The following is a 20,478-nucleotide window of genomic DNA, read 5'->3' as shown; positions in this document are numbered from 1 at the left end:
GCCGCCCGGTGACCTTCCCACGGGACGTGACGGCGGTCTATAGTCCGAAACTAGCAGTGCTAATTAATCTGTCGGACCACAGCGTCGTCGTCGGTCAGGAGTCCCCAGTCGTGCGTCCCGTCCACTTCGCGGCCGCCCGCCGCACCCCCATCGGCAAGCTGCGCGGCGCCCTGTCCGCCGTACGGCCCGACGACCTCGCCGCGGGCGTCATCCGCGGCCTGGTCGCCGACCTGCCCGCGCTCGATCCGGCCCGGATCGACGACGTGTACTGGGGCGCCGCCAACCAGGCCGGTGAGGACAACCGCAACGTCGCCCGCATGGCCGCCCTGCTCGCCGGACTCCCCGAGACCGTGCCCGGCGCCACGGTGAACCGGCTGTGCGCCTCAGGAATGGAGGCGGTCACCGCCGCCGCCCGCACGATCGCCGCCGGCGAGGCCGAGATCGTGCTCGCGGGCGGCTCCGAGTCGATGAGCCGCGCCCCCTTCGTGCTCGCCCGCCCCGACGAGGCCCTCCCGCACCGGCTGGAGACCGTCGACACCCGGCTCGGCTGGCGCCTGGTCAACCCCGCGATGAAGGACCTGCACGGCCTGCTGGCGATGGGCGAGACCGCCGAGGAGGTCGCCGAACGGTACGGCATCCCCCGCGAGCGCCAGGACGACTTCGCGCTCCGCAGCCACCGGCGTGCCGCGCTCGCCCGCGAGAAGGGCCACTTCGACGACGAGATCCTGCCGGTCCGGCTCCCGGACGGCGCGGTCGTCGACGCCGACGAATGCGTCCGGGAGGACACCTCCTACGACAAGCTCGCCCGGCTCCGGCCCGTCTTCCGGCAGGGCGGCACGGTCACCGCGGGCAACGCCTCCCCGATGAACGACGGCGCCGCCTGTCTCCTCCTCGTCAGCGAGGAGGCCCTGAACGAGCTGGGCCTGGAATCCCTCGGCCGCTACGTCGCGGGCGCCTCCGCCGGCGTCCACCCCGACGTGATGGGCATCGGCCCGGTCCCCGCGACCCGCAAGGCGCTGGACCGCGTCGGGTGGAGCGTCGACGACCTCCAGGAGGCCGAGTTCAACGAGGCGTTCGCCGCGCAGGCGCTGGCCTGCGTGGACCAGCTGGGCATCGACCCCGAACTGGTCAACCCCAGCGGCGGCGCGATCGCCCTCGGCCATCCGCTCGGCTGTTCCGGGGCCCGCATCCTCACCACCCTCCTGCACCGGATGCGGCGCACGGGCGCGGAGCGGGGCCTGGCGACCATGTGCGTCGGGGTGGGGCAGGGCAGCGCGGTGCTGGTCGAGCGGCACTGACGCACCACGGCAGGACGGCCCGGCGGCCCCGGCCGCCGGGCGGGAGGCTCCTCACCGGGACCGATCACGTGTGCGTAGCATCGGTCCCCGCATGAACACGATGACGTTGTGGCACATCACCGGCTGGGAGTTCGCCGCCCTCGCCCTCGCGGCCCTCCTGGTCGGCTTCTCCAAGACGGCCGTCAGCGGGGCCAACACGGTCAGCCTGGCGGTCTTCGCCGCGGTCCTGCCCGCCCGCGCCTCCACCGGCGTCCTGCTGCCGATCCTGATCGCCGGGGACGTACTGGCCGTCCTCACCTACCGGCGGCACGCCCACTGGCCCACGCTGTGGCGGCTGTTCCCGGCGGTGGCCGCCGGTGTCGTCGTCGGCACGCTGTTCCTGATGCGGGCCGACGACGCGGCCGTACGCACCTCCATCGGCGCGATCCTGCTGTTCATGGCCGGCGTCACGGTGTGGCGGCGGCGCACCGCCGAGGCGGCCGACGACCCCGACGCCGTGGTGACCCGCGCCGGCCGCCTGAAGGCCCGCTCCTACGGCGTCCTCGGCGGCTTCACCACGATGGTCGCCAACGCCGGCGGCCCGGTGATGTCGATGTACCTGCTGTCGGCGGGATTCCGCAAACTCGGCTTCCTCGGCACCTCCGCCTTCTTCTTCCTCATCGTCAACGTCTCCAAGGTGCCCTTCAGCGTGGGCCTCGGCCTGATCGACGGCCGCTCGCTGCTCCTGGACGCGGCCCTCGCCGCCTTCGTCGTCCCCGGGGCGCTGCTCGGCAGGTGGGCGGTGCACCGCATCGACCAGCGGCTGTTCGAGCGGCTCGTCATCGCGGCGACGGTGGTGGGCGGCCTCCAGCTGCTACTGCGCTGACCGCAGCCCCGCCAGCAGGGCGGGCAGGTCCGCGAACGAGTCGACGACGTGGTCCGGGGTGCCGTCGGCCGCCTCCAGCGCCCGCGGCAGGAACTTGCCGGTCCTGACCAGCACCCCGGTGATCCCCGCCCGCTGCGCCGCGAGGACGTCCGACTCGACGTCGTCGCCCACCATCAGCGCCTGTCCGGCGCCCGCCCCGAGGCGCCCCAGCGCGGCCGCGAAGAACGCCGGCGACGGCTTCCCCGTCACCTCGGCCGTCACCCGCGCGGCCGCCTCCAGCCCCGCCAGGAACGCCCCGGCGTCCAGCCGCAGTCCCGCGTCGGTGCGCCAGTACAGGTTGCGGTGCATCGCCACCAGCCGCGCGCCCCGCTGCAGGTGCCCGAAGACCCGGTCCAGCGCCTCGTAACCGAACTCGGGGCCCGCCCCGCCGAGGACCACCACGTCCACGCCGTCCGCGTCGAGGCCGACCCGGTTCACGCCCGCGAGGTCCTCCTCGACGTCACCGCTGTTCAGCAGTGCGCACCGGGCGCCCGGAAACCGCTCGGCGAGGTGGGCGGCGGTCGCGGCCGGCGCGGTAAGGACGTCCTCGGCGCCCACCGGGAAACCGGCGTCCGCCAGCGTCGCCGCGATCGAGGCCCGGGTCCGCGAGGTCGTGTTGGTGACGAGGACGACGCCGAGCCCGGCCTCCTGCACCGCCCGCAGCGCCTCCACCGCCCCCGGGAGCGGCTTCCAGGAGACGGTGAGGACCCCGTCGACGTCGATCAGGACGGCACGCACAGCACCCATACGGGGACGATAACGCCGGGGCCGGCGGTCCGCCGCGAGGATCACCCGGGTGTGCCGCCCGGGACCGGCCCCCGCGCGTCCGCCGCCGCCCCCGCCTCGTACGCTCGACGCCATGTCCGCCCACGTCCTGGTCCTCGGCGGCACCACCGAGGCCCGCGAACTGGCCGCCGCCCTGGCGGCCCGCCCCGGTGTCCGGGTGACCTCGTCACTGGCGGGGCGGGTGTCCCGGCCGGCGGCCCTCGCGGGGGACGTCCGCAGCGGCGGGTTCGGCGGGGCCGACGGGCTCGCGGCCTGGCTGGCCGAGCACGCCGTGGACGCCGTGGTCGACGCCACCCACCCCTTCGCCGCCGGCATCACCGCGAACGCGGCGCACGCCGTGACCGCCGCCGGACGGCCCCTGATCGTGCTGCGCCGACCGGGCTGGCGGCCCGGCCCCGGCGACCGCTGGCACCCCGTGGGCTCCCTGGCGGAGGCGGCGGAACTGCTGCCCCGGCTGGGCGGACGCGTCCTGCTGACGACGGGACGCCTGGGCCTCGCGGCCTTCGCGCACCTCACCGGGCCGCACTTCGTCGTCCGGTCCGTGGAGCCGCCCGCGCCGCCGATGCCGCCGGACACCGAACTCGTCCTGGCCCGCGGCCCGTTCACCGTCACCGACGAGCTGGCGCTGCTGCGGGAGCACCGCATCGACGTGCTGGTCACGAAGGACAGCGGGGGAGCGGCGACGGCCGCGAAACTGACGGCCGCCCGCCGGCTGGGCCTGCCCGTCGTGGTCGTACGGCGGCCGCCGCTGCCGGACGGCGTGACGGCGGTGCCGGACGTGGCCGGAGCACTGGAGCGGCTGGGGCTCGACGCGCCGTGACGCGGTGCCCCCCGGTGGTCCTAGTCGCCCCGGGGGTTGCGGCGCAGGAGGTACGTGTCCATGATCCAGCCCTTGCGTTCGCGGGCCTCGGCGCGCAGACGCTCGATGCGGGGGCCGGCCTCGGCGAGCGGGCCGGAGACCAGGATCTCGTCCGGGGTGCCGATGTAGGCGCCCCAGTAGATGTCGATGTCCTGGTCGGCGTACCGGCGGAAGGTCTGGTGGGCGTCGAGCATCACCACCACGTCGTCCACCCCCTCCGGGAACCCTTCGGCGAGCCGCCGCCCGGTGGTGATCTGCACCGGCCCGGCCACCCGGTTCAGGCCCGTGCGGTGGCGGGCGACGAGCGCCGAGACGCTGCTGACGCCGGGCACCACGTCGTACGCGAAGGTCACCGTGCCCCGTGCCAGCACCTCCTCCAGGATGCCGAGCGTGCTGTCGTACAGCGCGGGGTCGCCCCACACCAGGAACGCGCCGCTCTCGTCCTCGCCGAGTTCCTCGGCGATCAGCCGTTCGTAGATCCCGGCACGGGCGCTGCGCCAGTCGCCGACGGCGGGGGAGTACGCGGCGCCGCCCGCGCGGCGGTCCCGCTCCGGGTCGCGGGCCTCCACGACCCGGTAGCCGCCCTCCGGCAGATGCGTGTCCAGCATGTCCCGGCGCAGCCGCGTGAGGTCGCTCTTCACCTCGCCCTTGTCGAGGACGAAGAACACGTCCGTGCTCCGCAGCGCCCGGACCGCCTGGAGGGTCAGCTGGTCGGGGTCGCCCGCGCCGATACCGATGACATGAATCGTTCGCACGGCCACGAGTCTGCCGTACGCCACCGGCGGTGACGGTGGCGGGTGTCAGTGCAGCCGCGGCGCCGAGGCCCGCGCGTCCACCGCCGTCCCCGACTCCTCCACCTCCCCCGCCAGCCGCCGCGCCCAGTCGGCCAGTGCGGCGAGGTCCATCCCGTACGGGTCCCACCGCCCGGAGCCGCCGGCCCACTCCTCCACGGACGCCGCCCCGCGCCGCAGCAGACGCGGCCCGCCCGTGAGGTTGCCGCGGGCGGCGTGGGTGAGACCGACCGCGAGCTGGGCCAGTCCCCGCCACAGCGCGCGCTCCGCCTCCGGGCCCGACTTCCAGGCGTCCTCGAACACCTCGTGGGCGTGGAACGGCTTCCCGGCGTCCAGCAGCGCCTGGGCCTCGGCGAGGCTCTCCCGCGGACGGCGTACGACGCCCTCGGGCTGGCGCTCCACCCCGGCCGCCCCGTACGGCAGCGGCCGCCCCAGCCCGTCCCGGGGCCGCGCGCTGCGCGCCCGCCCCTCCTCGTCCCGGTCCCGCGCGTCCCCGTCGTTCCTCATGCTGCCCATGGGGCGATTGTCCCGCGCCGGTGCCGCTTTCGGCGCAGCGCCCGGTGTGGGGTAAAGTGCTGTTCGCGCGATCACGCGGACATCCGTGGGAAGCGCACCGGGACGTGGCGCAGCTTGGTAGCGCACTTGACTGGGGGTCAAGGGGTCGCAGGTTCAAATCCTGTCGTCCCGACCGGCGTCATCGCAGGTCGGAAGCCGCTTTCTCATCCGTGAGAAGGCGGCTTCGGTGCGTTCGGGGGATGTTCCGGCGCGATGAGGGGCGGTGCGCCTCACGCCGGGGCCGAGAGGTGCGGCGGCGGCTGGATTCCGCGCGCTGAGGCCCGACCGCGCCGATTCCGGACCGGGCGGCCGGGCGTGGCGGAGGCGCGGATATTCTGGGATCATGCCGTCCCCCCGCCGCACCGCCCGACAGGCCGACCTGCTGGAACGACTCGTCGCGCTGCTGACGGCGGAGGGGTTCTCCGACCTCACCCTGGACGATCTCGCCGAGCGGCTGCGCTGCTCCAAGACCACCCTGTACCAGCTGGCCCGCAGCAAGCAGGGGCTGGTCGTGGAGGCGGTCAAGCACTACTTCCGGGGCGCGACCGAGGCCGTGGAGAAGCGGGTGGCGCAGACCGACGATCCCTCCGACCGCGTCCGCGTCTACCTGACTGCCGTCGCCGAGCAGTTGCGCCCGCTGTCCCGCCGTTTCCTCGACGACGTGGCCGAGTTCCCGCCCGCCCGCGAGGTGTACGAGGCCAACACGCGCATGGCGGCGGAGCGGGTGCGCCGGCTGATCGCGGAGGGCGTCTCCGACGGCGCCTTCCGCGAGGTGCACACCGCCTTCGTCGGCGAGGTCGCCGCCGCCACCATGCGCCAGATCCAGCAGGGCGAGCTGAAGGCGCGCACCGGGCTGACCGACGCCGAGGCGTACGAGCAGCTCGCCTCGCTCATCGTGCACGCCGTCTCCTCCTGAGACCTGCGGCTCCGGCATCTTCGATCCCGTCCGCGGATGTCCCGGCACACCCGCGTGCAGTACTGTGAATGATACTTTCGTACTCCTTTCAGTATCACTCCGTGGAGGCCGACATGCCCGCCACCCGCGCCCTGCCCACCGAGGAGGCCGTCGACCTCGTCGAGCTGACGCGCACCCTGGCCGCCAGGGAACTCGCGCCCCGGGTCGCCGACGCGGAGGCGGACGGGACGTTCCCGCGGGACGTCTTCCGCACCCTCGGGCGCAGCGGTCTGCTCGGGCTGCCCTTCGCCGAGGAGGACGGCGGGGCGGGACAGCCGTACGAGGTGTATCTCCAGGTCCTGGAGGAGATCGCCGCGGTCTGGTCCAGCGTGGCCGTGGGGATCTCGGTGCACGCGCTGTCCTGCTTCCCGCTGGCCCGCTTCGGCACCGAGGCGCAGCGGCGCAAGTGGCTGCCCGAGATGCTGGGCGGAGAACTGCTCGGCGCGTACTGCCTCTCCGAGCCGCACGCCGGCTCGGACCCGGCGGCGATGCTCACGCGCGCCGTCCGCGACGGCGACGAGTACGTCCTCAACGGCGCCAAGGCGTGGACGACGCACGGCGGGTACGCCGACTTCTACACGGTCATGGCCCGCACCTCCGACGACCGCGCCCGCGGCATCTCCTGCTTCCTCGTCCCGGCGGACACCCCGGGGCTCAGCGCCGACCCGCCGGAGCGGAAGATGGGCCTGACGGGGTCGGCGACGGCAACCATGCGCCTCGACGACGTGCGGGTGCCCGTCGAACGGCGGATCGGGGAGGAGGGGCAGGGCTTGAAGATCGCGCTCGCCTCCCTCGACTGCGGCAGGCTCGGCATCGCCGCCGTCGCCACCGGTCTCGCCCAGGGCGCCCTGGACCACGCGGTGCGTTACGCCCGCGAGCGCGAGACCTTCGGCAAGCCGATCATCGAGCACCAGGGCCTGGCCTTCGTCCTCGCCGACATGGGGGCGGCGACCGAGTCGGCGCGCGCCACGGCGCTCACCGCCGCCCGGCTCAAGGACGCCGGCCTGCCCTTCACCCGGGAGGCGTCCGTCGCCAAACTCGTGGCCACCGACAACGCCATGAAGGTGACCACGGACGCGGTGCAGGTCCTGGGCGGGTACGGATACACCCGCGACTTCCCCGTCGAGCGCTACATGCGCGAGGCGAAGGTCATGCAGATCTTCGAAGGAACCAATCAGATCCAGCGCATGATCATCTCGCGTGCGCTGGACCGGAACGAGGGCGGTGCGCTCACCGTCCTCGGCAAGGAGTGATGATGCAGCTCGAGAACACCGCCGCCCTTGTCACCGGCGGTGCGTCCGGCCTCGGCGCGGCCACCGCGAAGGCGCTCGCCGAGGGCGGCGCGCGGGTCTTCGCCCTCGACCTCGAGGACGGCATCGACAAGGCGCCCGAGGTGCCCGGCGTGAGCTACGTGCCCGCCGACGTCACCGACCCCGAGCAGGTACGGGCCGCGGTCGCCACCGCGGCCGGCTCGGGCGTGCCGCTGCGCACCGTCGTCAACTGCGCCGGCATCGGCCCGTCGATGCGGATCCTCGGCAAGAAGGGCGTCCACGACCTCGCCCTGTACGCGAAGGTGATCCAGATCAACCTGGTCGGCACCTTCAACGTGCTCGCGCTCGCCTCGGAGGCCATCGCCGAGACCGAGGCCGACGGCAACGGCCAGCGGGGCGTGATCGTCAACACCGCCTCCATCGCCGCCTACGACGGCCAGATCGGCCAGGCCGCCTACTCCTCCTCCAAGGGCGGCGTCGTCGGACTGACCCTGCCCGCCGCCCGCGATCTCGCCCAGTACGGCATCCGGGTGTGCACCATCGCCCCGGGCATCGTCGAGACCCCCATGCTGGCCACCGTCTCCGAGGAGTTCCGCGCCTCGCTCGCCGCGGGCGTGCCCTTCCCGCGCCGGCTCGCCCGGCCCGAGGAGTACGCCAGGCTCGCCCTGGCGATCGTCGACCACGACTACCTCAACGGCGAGACCATCCGCATGGACGGCGCGCTGCGGATGGCGCCGAGGTGACGCTCAGGGTCTGACCAGCAGCCGGAAGTCGAAGGCGTACCGGGACGCACGGTAGACGTGCGTCCCGTACTCGACCGCGCGTCCCGTGTCGTCGTACGCCGTGCGCCGCATGGTCAGCAGGGCCGCCCCCGTCCGCTCCGCGAGGAGGGCGGCCTCCTCGGCGGTGGCGGAGCGGGCGCCGATGGTCTGCCGGGCGCTGTGCAGCGTGACGCCGGCCGCGCGCAGCAGCCGGTACAGGCCGGTCGCCTCCAGTCGTGCCGTGTCGAGGTCCGGCAGGGCCGGGGGCAGGTAGTTGCGCAGGTGGGCCACCGGCTGTCCGTGCGTCGAGCGCAGCCGCTCCAGGAGCGTGACCTCGGCGCCCTCCGGCATCCCCAGCGCGGCGGCGACGTCGGCCGCCGCCGGGACGCGTTCGTTGCGGACGACACGCGTGGTCGGTTCCTGCCCGGCCGCCTCAAGGTCGTCGTAGAGGCTGCTCAGTTCCAGCGGCCGTTTCACCTTGCTGTGCACCACCTGCGTGCCCACTCCGCGGCGGCGCACCAGCAGACCCTTGTCGACCAGTGACCGGATGGCCTGACGGACCGTCGGACGGGACAGGCCGAGCCGGGCGGACAGGTCGATCTCGTTGCCGAGCAGGTCGCCGGGGGCGAGTCCCCCGTGCTCGACGGCTGCCTCCAGCTGCTGGGCGAGCTGGTGGTAGAGCGGCACCGGGCTGCCGCGGTCCAGCGTGAGGTCCAGCGCGTCCACCGCCGACCCCGGCACGGCGCGGGAACGGTCACCGGTCCTCGGCATCGGGCACCTCCTCATGGGGTGGGTGACGCTCCTGCGTGCGGGGTAGAGATCGCCCCCTCAGGTGTAGGGCCCGCCCGCCCCCCTGTCAATGCTTTGTTCTTACATTCGGACCTGCTTGTGAAATGATGTCTTAACAAAGTATTGACAGAGAGCGCCTCAGGGGATTGGATCCCGTCCCAGCAGCGCGCAGTTCCCGGCCTTCCGGTCCGGGCCCGGATCCTCGTGATCACCTCCCCTTTCCCCGTCGTTCCCCTGTCGCACAGTGAGGTGCAGGAAAGATGGACAGCTCTTCTCCCTCCCGTTCCCGCAGAATCGCCCCGGTCGTGGCCGTGGCCGCCGCGGCCGCCCTGACCCTCGCGGGCTGCTCCAGCAGTTCCGGCGGCAAGAAGGCCGAGGACGGAGGGGGCGAGGCCGCCGCCGGCAAGGCCACGACACCCCGGATGACCGTCGCGCTGGTGACCCACCAGTCGCCCGGGGACACCTTCTGGGACATCGTCCGCAAGGGCGCCGAGGCCGCCGCGGCCAAGGACAACGTCAAGCTGGTCTACTCCGCCGACCCCAACGCCGGCAACCAGGCCAACCTGGTGCAGAACGCGATCGACCAGAAGGTCGACGGCATCGCCGTCACCCTCGCCAAACCCGACGCCCTCAAGGACGTCGTCGCCAAGGCGAAGGCCGCGAACATACCCGTCGTCGGCCTCAACTCCGGTGTCAGCGAGTGGAAGAGCCTCGGTCTGATGGAGTTCTTCGGCCAGGACGAGACCGTGGCCGGCGAGGCGCTCGGCAACCGGCTGAACTCCGAGGGCGCCAAGAAGGTCGCCTGTGTCATCCAGGAACAGGGCAACATCGGCCTCACCCAGCGCTGCGACGGGGTGAAGAAGACCTTCTCCGGGACCACGGAGACCGTGTACGTCAACGGCACCGACATGCCCTCGGTGAAGTCGACGATCACCGCCAAGCTCAAGCAGGACAGCGCCGTCGACTACGTCGTGACCCTGGGCGCCCCGTTCGCGCTGACCGCCGTCCAGTCGGTGTCGGAGGCGGGCAGCAAGGCGAAGATCGCCACCTTCGACCTGAACAAGAACCTCACGGGCGCCATCGACCAGGGCACCATCCAGTTCGCCGTCGACCAGCAGCCCTACCTCCAGGGCTACCTGGCGATCGACTCGCTGTGGCTCTACAAGAACAACGGCAACTACCTGGGCGGCGGGGAGCAGCCGGTGCTCACCGGTCCGGCCTTCGTCGACAAGTCCAACGTCGACGCGGTCGCCGCGTACGCCGCGAAGGGCACCCGGTGATGAGCATGACCCGGCACGCCGGGCCGGTGGCGACCACACCGCCGGCCCCCGGCCCGAAGGAGACCGACGGCCGGACCTCCCGACGCCCACTGGCCCTGCGGCTGCTGGCCAGGCCCGAGGTGGGGGTCTTCCTCGGCGCCGTCGCGGTGTACGTCTTCTTCCTGGTCACGGCCCCGCCGGTGCGCGACGGCAGCTCGATGGCCAACGTCCTGTACCAGTCGTCGACGATCGGGATCATGGCCCTGCCGGTGGCGCTGCTGATGATCGGCGGCGAGTTCGACCTGTCGGCCGGTGTCGCCGTCGTCACCTCGGCGCTCACGGCGAGCATGCTCAGCTACCAGCTCACGATGAACGTCTGGGCCGGTGTGGTCGTCGCGCTGGTCGTGTCCCTCGCGATCGGCGCGTTCAACGGCTGGATGCTCGTGAAGACCGGCCTGCCCAGCTTCCTGGTCACCCTGGGCACCTTCCTGATCCTCCAGGGCGTCAACCTCGCGGTGACCAAGCTGGTCACCGGGAACGTCGCCACCGACGACATCAGCGACATGGACGGCTTCGGCCAGGCCAGGAAGGTCTTCGCCTCGTCCTTCGACGTCGGCGGCGTCCAGGTCAAGATCACGGTGGTGTGGTGGCTGGTCTTCGCCGCCCTCGCCACCTGGGTCCTGCTGCGCACCAGGTACGGCAACTGGGTCTTCGCCGTGGGCGGCAACAAGGAGTCCGCCCGGGCCGTGGGCGTCCCGGTGACGTTCACGAAGATCTCCCTGTTCATGCTGGTCGGTTTCGGCGCCTGGTTCGTCGGCATGCACCAGCTGTTCACCTTCAACACGGTGCAGTCCGGCGAGGGCGTCGGCCAGGAGCTGATCTACATCGCCGCGGCCGTCATCGGCGGCTGTCTGCTCACCGGCGGCTACGGCTCGGCGATCGGCCCGGTCTTCGGCGCCTTCATGTTCGGCATGGTCCAGCAGGGCATCGTCTACGCCGGCTGGAACCCCGACTGGTTCAAGGCCTTCCTCGGCGTCATGCTCCTGGGCGCCGTCCTGATCAATCTGTGGGTCCAGCGCACGGCCACCCGGAGGTGACCCCATGACGAACGACAAGACCGGCACCCACGGTGCCGTCCTCGCGGACATCCCCCCGGCCGACGCCGACCGCCCCCTGGTCGAACTGCGCAACGCCGGCAAGTCGTACGGCAACATCCGTGCCCTGCACGGCGTGCACCTCACCGTCCGCCCCGGCAAGGTCGCCTGCGTGCTGGGCGACAACGGCGCCGGCAAGTCCACCCTCATCAAGATCGTCTCGGGGCTGCACCAGCACACCGAGGGCGAGTTCCTCGTCGACGGCGAGCCGGTGCGCTTCACCACCCCGCGCGAAGCCCTCGACCGCGGTATCGCCACCGTCTACCAGGACCTCGCCACCGTCCCCCTGATGCCGGTGTGGCGCAACTTCTTCCTCGGCTCCGAGATCACCAAGGGCCCCTGGCCCGTGCGGCGCCTCGACATCGAGACGATGAAGAAGACCGCCGACGAGGAACTGCGCAACATGGGCATCGTCCTCGACGACCTCGAACAGCCCATCGGCACCCTCTCCGGCGGCCAGCGCCAGTGCGTGGCCATCGCCCGCGCCGTCCACTTCGGCGCCCGCGTCCTCATCCTCGACGAACCCACCGCCGCCCTCGGCGTCAAGCAGTCCGGCGTCGTCCTGAAGTACATCGCCGCCGCCCGCGACCGCGGCCTCGGCGTCATCTTCATCACCCACAACCCGCACCACGCCTACATGGTCGGCGACCACTTCAGCGTCCTGCGCCTGGGCACCATGGAACTCTCCGCCGACCGCAGCCGGGTCGGTCTCGAGGAACTCACCCACCACATGGCCGGCGGCACCGAACTCGCCGCCCTCAAACACGAACTGGCCCAGGTGCGCGGCGTCGACGTCGACGAACTCCCCGAGGAGCGGGACCTCACCCCGCCCGCGACGGAGAGCGGCGAGGAGAAGGCCTGATGAGCCGTCACCTAGGCTGACGGCCATGGACACGACGGACGACACCGCCCTGCGAGCCGTACGACTGGGGGCCGGCGCCACCGCGTCGGCCCCCGCACTCCTGCTGCGCCCGTGGTGCGCCGAGGACGCCGCCGGGGTGGTCGAGGCGTACCGGGACCCGGTACTGCGCCGCTGGGCGACCGTGACCGTGCGGGACGAGGCGGAGGCGCTGCGCTGGCTGCGGGTGCAGCACGACGGCTGGCAGACGGGGGAGCGCCTCGCCTTCGCCGTCCTGGAGACCCGGCCCGACGGCGGCGAAGGGCGGTTGGCGGGACACGTCGTCCTCAAGGCGCCGTACGGTCCCGAGCCCGAGGTCGGCTACTGGACCGCCGCCCCCGCACGCGGCCGGGGCGTGGCCCCGCGCGCGCTGAGCACGCTCACGCACTGGGCCTTCACCGCCTTCCCCGAGGTGACCCGTCTGCGACTGCTGCACACCGCCGCCAACACCGCCTCCTGCCGCGTCGCGGAGAAGGCCGGCTACGACTTCGAAGCCGAACTGCCTCCCGTACCACCGGAGTTCCCGGCCGACGGCCACCTCCACGTACGGGCCGCCACCGGGTGGACTCCCGCGTGAACACCATCCGTGGCCGACCGGGACCGTAGTGCTCCTCCTCCGGCCGGACGGCTTCCCGGCCTCCCCGGACGGCGGTGACCCGGTGGCCGGCCTCGCCCCGCCCGCTCGGGCAGGGGGTGCGGGCCGCCCGACAGGCGACGGTCCGCACCCGCTCCTATCCTGGTGCTGATGGGCCGCGCGGCCCGTGCCCCTGGTGCGGCTGTGGCCTGCGGCGAAGTCTCCTGGTGGGAGTGAGCCCATGACGCATCCGCATGTCCGTGCGTGCAGAGGGGCCGTGGTCGCCGCCGCGGCGGCGGCTCTGGTACTGCCGCTCGCGGGCGGTACGGCGGGGGCGGCGCCCCTCGTCGGGACCACCGTCGCCGCGGCACCCTCCCCGACCCCCTCCGGAGACGACGTCCGCGACCTCACGCCCGAGGTGAAGCAGCAGCTCGACCAGGCCGTCCAGCAGGTCATGAAGCAGGCGAACATACCCGGTGTGTCCGTCGGCGTCTGGACGCCCGACAAGGGCGAGTACGTGAAGTCCTTCGGCGTCGCCGACAAGGACACCGGCCGGAAGATGGCGCCGGACCTCTTCATGCGGATCGGCAGCGAGACCAAGACGTTCACCGTCACGGCCGTGCTGGAGCTGGTCGACGACGGGAAGATCGGCCTGGACGACACCATCGACAAGTACGTCGACGGCGTACCGAACGGCGACGAGATCACCCTGCGGCAGCTGGCCGGCATGCGCAGCGGACTGTTCAACTACTCCATGGACGAAGGCTTCTTCAAGGCGCTGACGTCCGACCCGGAGCGGCCGTTCGCGCCGCGGGAACTCCTCGACTACTCCTTCAAGCACCCGGTGCTGTTCCAGCCCGGCGCGGAGTTCAACTACTCCAACACCAACCTGATCCTGCTCGGCCTGGTCGTCGAGAAGATCAGCGGGCAGACCCTCGCGGACTACATCCAGGAGAACATCCTCGACCCGGCCGGCCTGGACGACACGAGCTTCCCCACCGGCAACGAGTTCCCGCAGCCGCACGCGCAGGGCTACACGAACCAGACCGCGACCGGCAAGGTCGAGAACGCGACCGACTGGAACCCCTCCTGGGGCTGGGCCGCCGGCGCGATGATCTCCAAGCTGGAGGACCTGCGGGTCTGGGCGCGGACCGTGGCCACCGGTCAACTCCCCGACGGAGGAAGGATGATCAGCCCCGCCACCCAGAAGCAGCGGCTGATCACGCCGTCCATGCCGGTCCCCGGCTCGGGCTACGGGCTCGGCATCTTCGACGTGCAGGGCTGGATCGGCCACAACGGCTCCCTGCCGGGCTACCAGTCCCTGACCGTCTACCTGCCGTCGGCGCGGGCCACCCTCGTCGTCGTGCTGAACACCGACGTCAACTACAAGGACGAGGAGCCCAGCACCCTCTTCGGCAACGCCATCACGAAGATCATCTCGCCGGACCACGTCTTCGACCTGCCGGCCCAGCCGGTCCCGAAGTGAGGGAGCCGGCCGGCGGCGACCTGAGGACGAGGTGAGGGAGGTACCCGGCGGCCGGCCGGGCGCCCGCCGCCCGTACGCCGGTCAGGCGGCGCGCACCTCCGCGATCGTCACCGGCCGGTGCTCGTGCAGCGACAGCGTGCACGCCTCCGCGATCCAGCCGGCCTCCAGGGCGTCCTCGACCGTGCAGGGCGAGGGCCGGGTACCGGCCACCACCTCGGTGAACGCGGTGAGTTCGGCCCGGTAGGCGGCGGTGAAGCGGTCCATGAAGAAGTCGTGCGGGGTACCGGCAGGGAAGGCCACGCCCGGCTCCACCGAACGCAGCGGCAACTTGTCCTCCAGGCCCACCGCGATGGAGTCCTGGAAGCCGTGGATCTCCATGCGGACGTCGTAACCACGGGCGTTGTGACGGGAGTTGGAGACCACGGCGATCGTGCCGTCGTCCAGGGTGAGGATCGCGCCCGTGGTGTCGGCGTCGCCCGCCTCCCTGATGAAGTCCGCGCCCCGGTTTCCGCCGACCGCGTACACCTCGCGCACCTCGCGGCCGGTGACCCAGCGGATGATGTCGAAGTCGTGCACCGAGCAGTCCCGGAAGATGCCGCCCGACGCGGCGACGTACGCGGCCGGCGGCGGCGCCGGGTCCAGGGTGGTCGACCGCACGGTGTGCAGGGCGCCCAGCTCACCGGAGCGCACGGCGGCACGCGCGGCGGCGAACCCGGCGTCGAAGCGGCGGTTGTAGCCGATCTGGATCGGCACGTCCCTGCCCCGGACGGCCCGGAGCACGTCGACGCCCTCCCGCATGGTCCTCGCGACGGGCTTCTCGCAGAAGACGGGCACGCCCGCGTCGACGGCGGCCAGGATCAGCGCCGGGTGGGCGTCGGTGGCGGCGGCCACGACGATGCCGTCCACCCCGGCCGCCAGCACGGCTTCCGGGGAGTCCGCGACCTCGGCACCGAACCGGTCGGCGGCGGACTTGGCGGCCTCGGCGAACGGGTCGGCGACGACGAGCGACTCGACGGCGTCGAGTCCGGACAGGGTCTCGGCGTGGAAGGCGCCGATGCGGCCGAGGCCGAGAATGCCGATACGCATGGGGGTGCAGCTCCTTGGAGGTAGTGCAGGGGGAGGTCGTGCGGGGAAGCGGAGGAGAAGGGAGGGGAGGGGAGCGGAGCGGAGGAGAAGGGAGGGGAGGGGGGGAGCGGAGCGGAGGAGAAGGGAGGGGAGGGGAGGGGAGGGGAGGGGAGGAGGGGGGCTAGTCGAGGCCGCCGAGCACGTTCTGGTCCCAGTCGATCACCGAACCGGTGACCACGCCGGACCGCTCGGACAGCAGGAACACCACGAAGTCGGCGATCTCGTCCGGTTGGCCGAGCCTGCCCATCGGCAGTCGGGCTGCCGCCCGCTCGCGCCAGTCGTCCCCGGCGCCGTGGAAGGCCCGCTGGGTCGCGTCTTCGCCCTCGGTCGCCGTCCAGCCGATGTTCAGGCCGTTGACGCGGACCCGGTCGAAGCGGTGGGCGTGCGCGGCGTTGCGCGTGAGGCCCATCAGGCCCGCCTTGGCGGCGACGTAAGGGGCGAGGAACGGCTGCCCGCCGTGCGCCGACGAGGTGATGATGTTGACGACGGTGCCGGGCGCGCCGCGGCCCACCATGTCCGCGACGGCGGCCTGCATGGCGAAGAACGGCGCCTTGAGGTTGACGGCGATGTGCTGGTCGAACAGCTCGGGCGTGGTGTCCAGCAGCGTGCCCCGTGAGGTGAGCCCGGCGGAGTTCACCAGGCAGTCCACCCGGCCGTACGCCTCGACCGTGCGGGCCACGGCGGCCTTGGCCTGTGCGGCGTCCGCGAGGTCCGCCCGGACGAACACCGCCGTGCCGCCGGCCGCGGCCAGCTCCGCGACCAGGGCCTCGCCCGGCTCCGGACGGCGGCCGGTGACGGCCACCACCGCGCCCTCGCGGACGGCGGCCCGCGCGATCGCGGCGCCCACACCCTGGCTGCCGCCGTTGACGAGGACGACCTTGTCGCGGAGGAGTCCCCCGGAGGAGGAAGGATCGTCGGAGGGAAGGGGTCCCGTGGATGAGGGAAGGGGTCCCATGGAGGAAGGGTCCTTTCAGCTCGCGCGCCGCTCGGCGCCCGCCCGCAGCGCGTCCCGCAGGACTTCGGGGGTCCAGGCCTCGCGCAGCGCCCGCCGCACGGTGTCCGCCTGCGAGGGCGGGGCCAGGCCGTCGGCCGGCGGGTCGCTGTCGAGGTTGGTCGGGAAGGGGTAGCCCTCGGCGCACACGGCGACCACCCGCTCCAGCCAGCCCGGGTCGGCGCCGTCCGCGGCGCGCTCGAGCAGCACCGGATAGACGGCGTCTGTCACCGCCGCCCGGTCCACCGTCTCCATGGCCCGGCCGAACGCGGAGGACACCTGGAGCAGGTTGGCCGTGCGGCGGACGCCCGCGGAGCGGTTGGTGCCGGCCGCGTGGAACAGCGCCGGGTTGAAGAAGACGGCGTCGCCCTTCGCGAGGGGCAGCTGGACGTGCCGCTCCTCGAAGTACGCGCGGAACTCCGGCAGCCGCCACGCGAGATAGCCGGGCTCGTACGTCTGGGAGTACGGCAGGTACATCGTCGGGCCGGACTCCACGGGCATGTCGCAGTGGGCGACGGCGCCCTGGAGGGTGAGCACGGGGGAGAGGCGGTGGACGTGCGCCGGGTAGGCGGCCGCGGCCTCGTTCGAGAGGAACCCCAGGTGGTAGTCGCGGTGCGGACTCTGCGCGGCGCCGCCCGGATTGACGACGTTGACCTGCGAGGTGACCTGGTAGCCGGGGCCGAGCCAGGCCCGCGAGACCAGCGCCAGGACGTCGTTGGCGTAGTAGTCGGCGAACGCCTCCGGGTCGTGGCGGGCCGCCTTCTCCAGCGCGTTCCACACGCGGTCGTTGGCGCCGGGCTTCGCGAAGTGGTCGTCGGCGGCCCTGCCGGACGCCCGCTGCCCGGCGATCAGGGCGTCGAACACGGCCGTCAGCCGGTCCACGACCGCCGTCTCGGGGAAGGCGCCCCGGACGACCACGACGCCGGGGCCGTCGGTGAGGGCGCGGACCAGCTCGGCCCCGACGTCCGGGGCGCTGCCGCCGCGCAGCCGGTCGCCGTCGTACACGGGGACGTTGTGCTCCACGCGGGAGGCGTGGGGATGGTCGGCCGCGTCGGTGCCGCGTTCGACCAGCGCGCGGAAGGCGTCGAGATCGCAGTCCCGCTCGGACAGCCAGGGGGTGAAGGACATCGTCGTCCTCTCGATGCCAAGGGTGGTTCGGTGCTGTCATTCTTGTCAGTACAAACCCCTCGAACAACCAGCAGGAAGCCATCAAAAACCCCTCAAGGAGCCGACGGCATGGGCCACCCCTTCCCGATCCGCGAGATCGCCCGCCAGGCGGGGCTCAGCGAGGCCACCGTGGACCGGGTCCTGAACGCCAGGGGAGGGGTGCGCGAGAGCACCGTGCGGGAGGTCCGCCGGGCGATCGCCGACCTCGACCGGCAGCGCACCCAGGTCAGGCTGGTCGGCCGCACCTTCATGATCGACATCGTGATGCAGACGCCGGAACGGTTCTCCACCGCCGTGCGGGCCGCCCTGGAGGCCGAGCTGCCGTCGCTGCGCCCGGCGGTCGTCCGCTCCCGCTTCCACTTCCGGGAGACCGGGCCCGTCGCCGAACTGGTCCGCACCCTGGACCGGATCGCCCGGCGCGGCTCGCAGGGCGTGGTCCTCAAGGCCCCGGACGTGCCCGAGGTCACCGCCGCCGTCGGCCGGCTCGCCGAGGCCGGCGTCCCGGTGGTGACGCTCGTGACCGACCTGCCCGCCTCCGCCCGCCTCGCCTACGTCGGCATCGACAACCGGGCCGCCGGAGCCACCGCCGCCTACCTCATGGGCCAGTGGCTGGGCGAGCGGCCCGGCAACGTGCTCACCAGCCTCAGCAGCGGGTTCTTCCGCAACGAGGAGGAGCGCGAGATGGGCTTCCGCAGCGCCATGCGCGCCCGCCACCCGCACCGCGCGCTCGTCGAGATCGCCGAGGGCCAGGGCCTCGACGCCACCCAGTACGACCTGGTGCGCGCCGCCCTCGAACGCGACCCGGAGATCCGCGCCGTCTACTCCATCGGCGGCGGCAACATCGCCACCCTGCGCGCCTTCGCCGACCTCGGCCGCGCGTGCGCCGTGTTCGTCGCCCACGACCTCGACCACGACAACACCCGCCTGCTGCGCGAGCACCGGCTGTCCGCCGTGCTCCACCACGACCTGCGCCAGGACGTGCGCGAGGCCTGCCACGCCGTGATGCGCGCCCACGGCGCGCTGCCGCCGGCCGGGCCCGTGCTGCCGTCGGCGATCCAGGTGGTGACGCCGTACAACCTGCCGCCGGCCGCCATCGGGTGACGCCGTGCGACGGCCGTCGCCCGCCACCGGGCCGTGGCACCGGCGCGTCATGCCGCGGGGACGTCCACCCAGGTCCCGCTCGCGGCCGAGCGGGCCATCGCGTCCAGGACGGCCGCACTGCGCACGGCGTCCGTGAGGGTCGCCCCGTACGGGGTGCCCTCGGCGATCGAGCGGAGGAAGCGGTACGCCTCGATCACCTTCAGGTCGTCATAGCCCATGGCATTCGCCGCGCCCGGCTGGAAGGCGCCGAACTCACCCGCGCCGGGGCCGACGTACACCGTGCTGACCGGCTGGTCCTGGTACGTGGTGCCGCGGCTGACCGCCAGCTCGTTCATCCGGCGGAAGTCCCAGGACACCGCGCCGCGCGTGCCGTGCACCTCGAAGCCGTAGGAGTTCTGCTCGCCGACCGAGACCCGGCAGGCCTCCAGGACACCGCGGGCGCCGGAGGCGAACCGCAGCAGGCAGCTGACGTAGTCCTCGTTCTCGACCGGGCCCCTTACGCCGCCCGTGGCGAGGGTGTGGCCGGCGGTGGTACCGGTGGGGCGGGCCCGCTCGGGGACGAAGACGGCCGTGTCGGCGGTCAGCGAGGTGATCTCGCCGAGCAGGAAGCGGGCCAGGTCGGCGCCGTGCGAGGCCAGGTCGCCGAGGACTCCGCTGCCGCCGCGCTCACGCTCGTAGCGCCAGGTCAGGGCGCCGTCGGGGTGGGCGGCGTAGTCGCTGAGGAGGCGGACGCGGACATGCGTGACCGCGCCGATGTCGCCGGCCGCGATCAGCTCGCGGGCCGCCTCGACGGCGGGCGCGTTGCGGTAGTTGAAGCCGACCGCGCCCTGGACGCCGGCCTTCGTCACCGCGTCCGCGACCGCGCGGGCGTCGTCGGCGGTGAGGCCCACCGGCTTCTCGATCCACAGGTGCTTGCCCGCCTCCGCCATCGCCACACCGATCTCGCGGTGCAGGAAGTTCGGCGCGGTGACGCTGACCGCCGCCACCCGCGGGTCGGCGGCGACCTCCCGCCAGTCACGCACCGCCGAGGCGAACCCGTACTGCCCGGCGGCCTCCTCGGCCCGGCCCGGCACCTCCTCGGCGACCGTGATCAGCTCGGGCCGCAGGGCGAGCCGCGGGAAATGGTGCGGCACGCGCGCGTACGCCCGCGTGTGCACGCGGCCCATCCAGCCGAACCCGACGACGGCGACACCCAGCGGATCACTCACGGCAGCAGCCCCTTTTGGACCGGTCCACACCTTGTCCAGGTCACCCTGATCTTCTGTTTTCCGGGGTGTCAAGACCCGGGGCCACCGGGTGGCCCGTGGAACGGTCCACCGCACGGTCGTGCCTCTCACGGCGGACGGCGCCGTCAGAGGCTGATCGCGTACGCCTTGCGCAGGGTCTCGTGCACGGTCCACGTCGTCCGGTCGCCGGCCCGCAGCACGGCCATGTCGCCGGGCCCGACGCGCAGCGTGGGCCCGCCCTCGACCTCGACGGTCGCCGAGCCGCCGACCACCACGAACAACTCGTCCGCCTCCGTGTCGGTGACGACGCCGGGCGTGATCTGCCAGATCCCGCGGACCTGCCGCCCGTCCGCCGACTCCCACACCACCTTGCCGGTCACCTCGGGGGTCCCGGACACGATCTGCCCCGGGTCGAGCGGCTCGGGTTCGAGATCGGCGTCGGGGACGTGGAGAGCGAAGCTGGGTGTCATGGGGCGACCCTAACGACGCTGCGCGCGGGAGGGTGTTGACAGGGTGTGCGGTATCGGG

21 protein-coding genes and 1 tRNA gene are annotated in these 20,478 nt (G+C 72.8%); 13 read left to right on the top strand and 9 right to left on the bottom strand.

The annotated features are described in order from the left end of the window. Positions 1-110: 110 nt before the first annotated feature. Complete coding sequence (locus AB0N31_RS14900) at positions 111-1,298, top strand: thiolase family protein (RefSeq protein WP_366058770.1); 1,188 nt, start codon at positions 111-113, stop codon at positions 1,296-1,298. A 91-nt stretch (positions 1,299-1,389) separates the two neighbouring features. Further along, positions 1,390-2,163, top strand: a complete 774-nt coding sequence (locus AB0N31_RS14895) for a sulfite exporter TauE/SafE family protein (protein ID WP_366058769.1) — start codon at positions 1,390-1,392, stop codon at positions 2,161-2,163. Here the strand turns inward: AB0N31_RS14895 and AB0N31_RS14890 are convergent. Further along, on the bottom strand, positions 2,152-2,949 hold the full coding sequence (locus AB0N31_RS14890; protein ID WP_366058768.1) for an HAD-IIA family hydrolase: 798 nt from the start codon (positions 2,947-2,949) through the stop codon (positions 2,152-2,154). The two genes, AB0N31_RS14895 and AB0N31_RS14890, sit on opposite strands and share 12 nt — an antisense overlap. A 112-nt stretch (positions 2,950-3,061) precedes the next feature. Between AB0N31_RS14890 and AB0N31_RS14885 the strand changes: the two genes are divergently transcribed. Continuing rightward, positions 3,062-3,808 carry a cobalt-precorrin-6A reductase gene (locus AB0N31_RS14885; RefSeq protein WP_366058767.1) on the top strand — a complete coding sequence of 249 codons (747 nt, stop codon included), beginning with the start codon at positions 3,062-3,064 and terminating at the stop codon, positions 3,806-3,808. 20 nt (positions 3,809-3,828) lie between these two features. Here the strand turns inward: AB0N31_RS14885 and cobF are convergent, their stop codons facing one another. Continuing rightward, positions 3,829-4,602, bottom strand: coding sequence for a precorrin-6A synthase (deacetylating) (gene cobF, locus AB0N31_RS14880; protein ID WP_366058766.1), 774 nt, complete (start codon positions 4,600-4,602; stop codon positions 3,829-3,831). 45 nt (positions 4,603-4,647) lie between these two features. Then, positions 4,648-5,154 carry a DUF309 domain-containing protein gene (locus AB0N31_RS14875; protein ID WP_366058765.1) on the bottom strand — a complete coding sequence of 169 codons (507 nt, stop codon included), beginning with the start codon at positions 5,152-5,154 and terminating at the stop codon, positions 4,648-4,650. Between the two features lie 98 nt (positions 5,155-5,252). On the opposite strand from AB0N31_RS14875, the gene AB0N31_RS14870 reads away from it, so the two are divergent. From AB0N31_RS14870 to AB0N31_RS14855, 4 genes are all read left to right on the top strand, one after another. Further along, positions 5,253-5,326, top strand: a tRNA-Pro gene (locus AB0N31_RS14870). A 210-nt stretch (positions 5,327-5,536) separates the two neighbouring features. Then, positions 5,537-6,109, top strand: coding sequence for a TetR/AcrR family transcriptional regulator (locus AB0N31_RS14865; RefSeq protein ID WP_366058764.1), 573 nt, complete (start codon positions 5,537-5,539; stop codon positions 6,107-6,109). A gap of 113 nt (positions 6,110-6,222) precedes the next feature. After that, a complete protein-coding gene (locus AB0N31_RS14860; RefSeq protein WP_366058763.1) occupies positions 6,223-7,401 on the top strand; it encodes an acyl-CoA dehydrogenase family protein in 1,179 nt (392 codons plus the stop codon). A 2-nt stretch (positions 7,402-7,403) separates the two neighbouring features. Then, positions 7,404-8,162 (top strand): SDR family NAD(P)-dependent oxidoreductase, encoded by a 759-nt coding sequence (locus AB0N31_RS14855; RefSeq protein WP_366058762.1) that lies wholly within the window; start codon positions 7,404-7,406, stop codon positions 8,160-8,162. Between the two features lie 3 nt (positions 8,163-8,165). On the opposite strand, the gene AB0N31_RS14850 is transcribed toward AB0N31_RS14855, so the two are convergent. Next, positions 8,166-8,951: a GntR family transcriptional regulator gene (locus AB0N31_RS14850; protein ID WP_366058761.1), complete on the bottom strand. Its 786-nt coding sequence runs from the start codon at positions 8,949-8,951 to the stop codon at positions 8,166-8,168. A gap of 278 nt (positions 8,952-9,229) precedes the next feature. On the opposite strand from AB0N31_RS14850, the gene AB0N31_RS14845 reads away from it, so the two are divergent. The 5 genes from AB0N31_RS14845 to AB0N31_RS14825 all read left to right on the top strand — a co-directional run bounded on the left by AB0N31_RS14845 (position 9,230) and on the right by AB0N31_RS14825 (position 14,340). Further along, entirely contained in the window at positions 9,230-10,249 is a 1,020-nt protein-coding gene (locus AB0N31_RS14845; protein ID WP_366058760.1) for a sugar ABC transporter substrate-binding protein, read from the top strand. Beyond that, positions 10,249-11,325: an ABC transporter permease gene (locus tag AB0N31_RS14840; RefSeq protein ID WP_366058759.1), complete on the top strand. Its 1,077-nt coding sequence runs from the start codon at positions 10,249-10,251 to the stop codon at positions 11,323-11,325. Before AB0N31_RS14845 ends, AB0N31_RS14840 begins: the two co-directional genes overlap by 1 nt. A 4-nt stretch (positions 11,326-11,329) precedes the next feature. Beyond that, a complete protein-coding gene (locus AB0N31_RS14835) occupies positions 11,330-12,244 on the top strand; it encodes an ATP-binding cassette domain-containing protein (RefSeq protein WP_366058758.1) in 915 nt (304 codons plus the stop codon). Between the two features lie 25 nt (positions 12,245-12,269). Then, on the top strand, positions 12,270-12,857 hold the full coding sequence (locus AB0N31_RS14830) for a GNAT family N-acetyltransferase (RefSeq protein ID WP_366058757.1): 588 nt from the start codon (positions 12,270-12,272) through the stop codon (positions 12,855-12,857). A 238-nt stretch (positions 12,858-13,095) separates the two neighbouring features. Further along, on the top strand, positions 13,096-14,340 hold the full coding sequence (locus AB0N31_RS14825; RefSeq protein WP_366058756.1) for a serine hydrolase domain-containing protein: 1,245 nt from the start codon (positions 13,096-13,098) through the stop codon (positions 14,338-14,340). 81 nt (positions 14,341-14,421) lie between these two features. Here AB0N31_RS14825 and AB0N31_RS14820 read toward each other — a convergent pair whose 3' ends face one another. The 3 genes from AB0N31_RS14820 to AB0N31_RS14810 all read right to left on the bottom strand — a co-directional run bounded on the left by AB0N31_RS14820 (position 14,422) and on the right by AB0N31_RS14810 (position 17,584). Continuing rightward, on the bottom strand, positions 14,422-15,426 hold the full coding sequence (locus AB0N31_RS14820) for a Gfo/Idh/MocA family oxidoreductase (RefSeq protein WP_366058755.1): 1,005 nt from the start codon (positions 15,424-15,426) through the stop codon (positions 14,422-14,424). Between the two features lie 160 nt (positions 15,427-15,586). After that, positions 15,587-16,420, bottom strand: coding sequence for an SDR family oxidoreductase (locus AB0N31_RS14815; RefSeq protein WP_366058754.1), 834 nt, complete (start codon positions 16,418-16,420; stop codon positions 15,587-15,589). Positions 16,421-16,435: 15 nt separating this feature from the next. After that, positions 16,436-17,584 carry a phytanoyl-CoA dioxygenase family protein gene (locus AB0N31_RS14810; RefSeq protein ID WP_366058753.1) on the bottom strand — a complete coding sequence of 383 codons (1,149 nt, stop codon included), beginning with the start codon at positions 17,582-17,584 and terminating at the stop codon, positions 16,436-16,438. A gap of 108 nt (positions 17,585-17,692) precedes the next feature. Between AB0N31_RS14810 and AB0N31_RS14805 the strand changes: the two genes are divergently transcribed. Beyond that, positions 17,693-18,724, top strand: a complete 1,032-nt coding sequence (locus tag AB0N31_RS14805; protein ID WP_366058752.1) for a LacI family DNA-binding transcriptional regulator — start codon at positions 17,693-17,695, stop codon at positions 18,722-18,724. 47 nt (positions 18,725-18,771) lie between these two features. Here the strand turns inward: AB0N31_RS14805 and AB0N31_RS14800 are convergent, their stop codons facing one another. Both AB0N31_RS14800 and AB0N31_RS14795 read right to left on the bottom strand, forming a co-directional pair. Continuing rightward, a complete protein-coding gene (locus tag AB0N31_RS14800; protein WP_366058751.1) occupies positions 18,772-19,932 on the bottom strand; it encodes a Gfo/Idh/MocA family oxidoreductase in 1,161 nt (386 codons plus the stop codon). A 143-nt stretch (positions 19,933-20,075) separates the two neighbouring features. Beyond that, positions 20,076-20,420: a cupin domain-containing protein gene (locus AB0N31_RS14795; protein WP_366058750.1), complete on the bottom strand. Its 345-nt coding sequence runs from the start codon at positions 20,418-20,420 to the stop codon at positions 20,076-20,078. Between the last annotated feature and the right edge of the window lie 58 nt (positions 20,421-20,478).

Source organism: Streptomyces sp. NPDC051051 (assembly GCF_040682975.1).
GTDB lineage: Bacteria > Actinomycetota > Actinomycetes > Streptomycetales > Streptomycetaceae > Streptomyces.
This window is presented reverse-complemented; position numbering and strand designations above follow the sequence as displayed.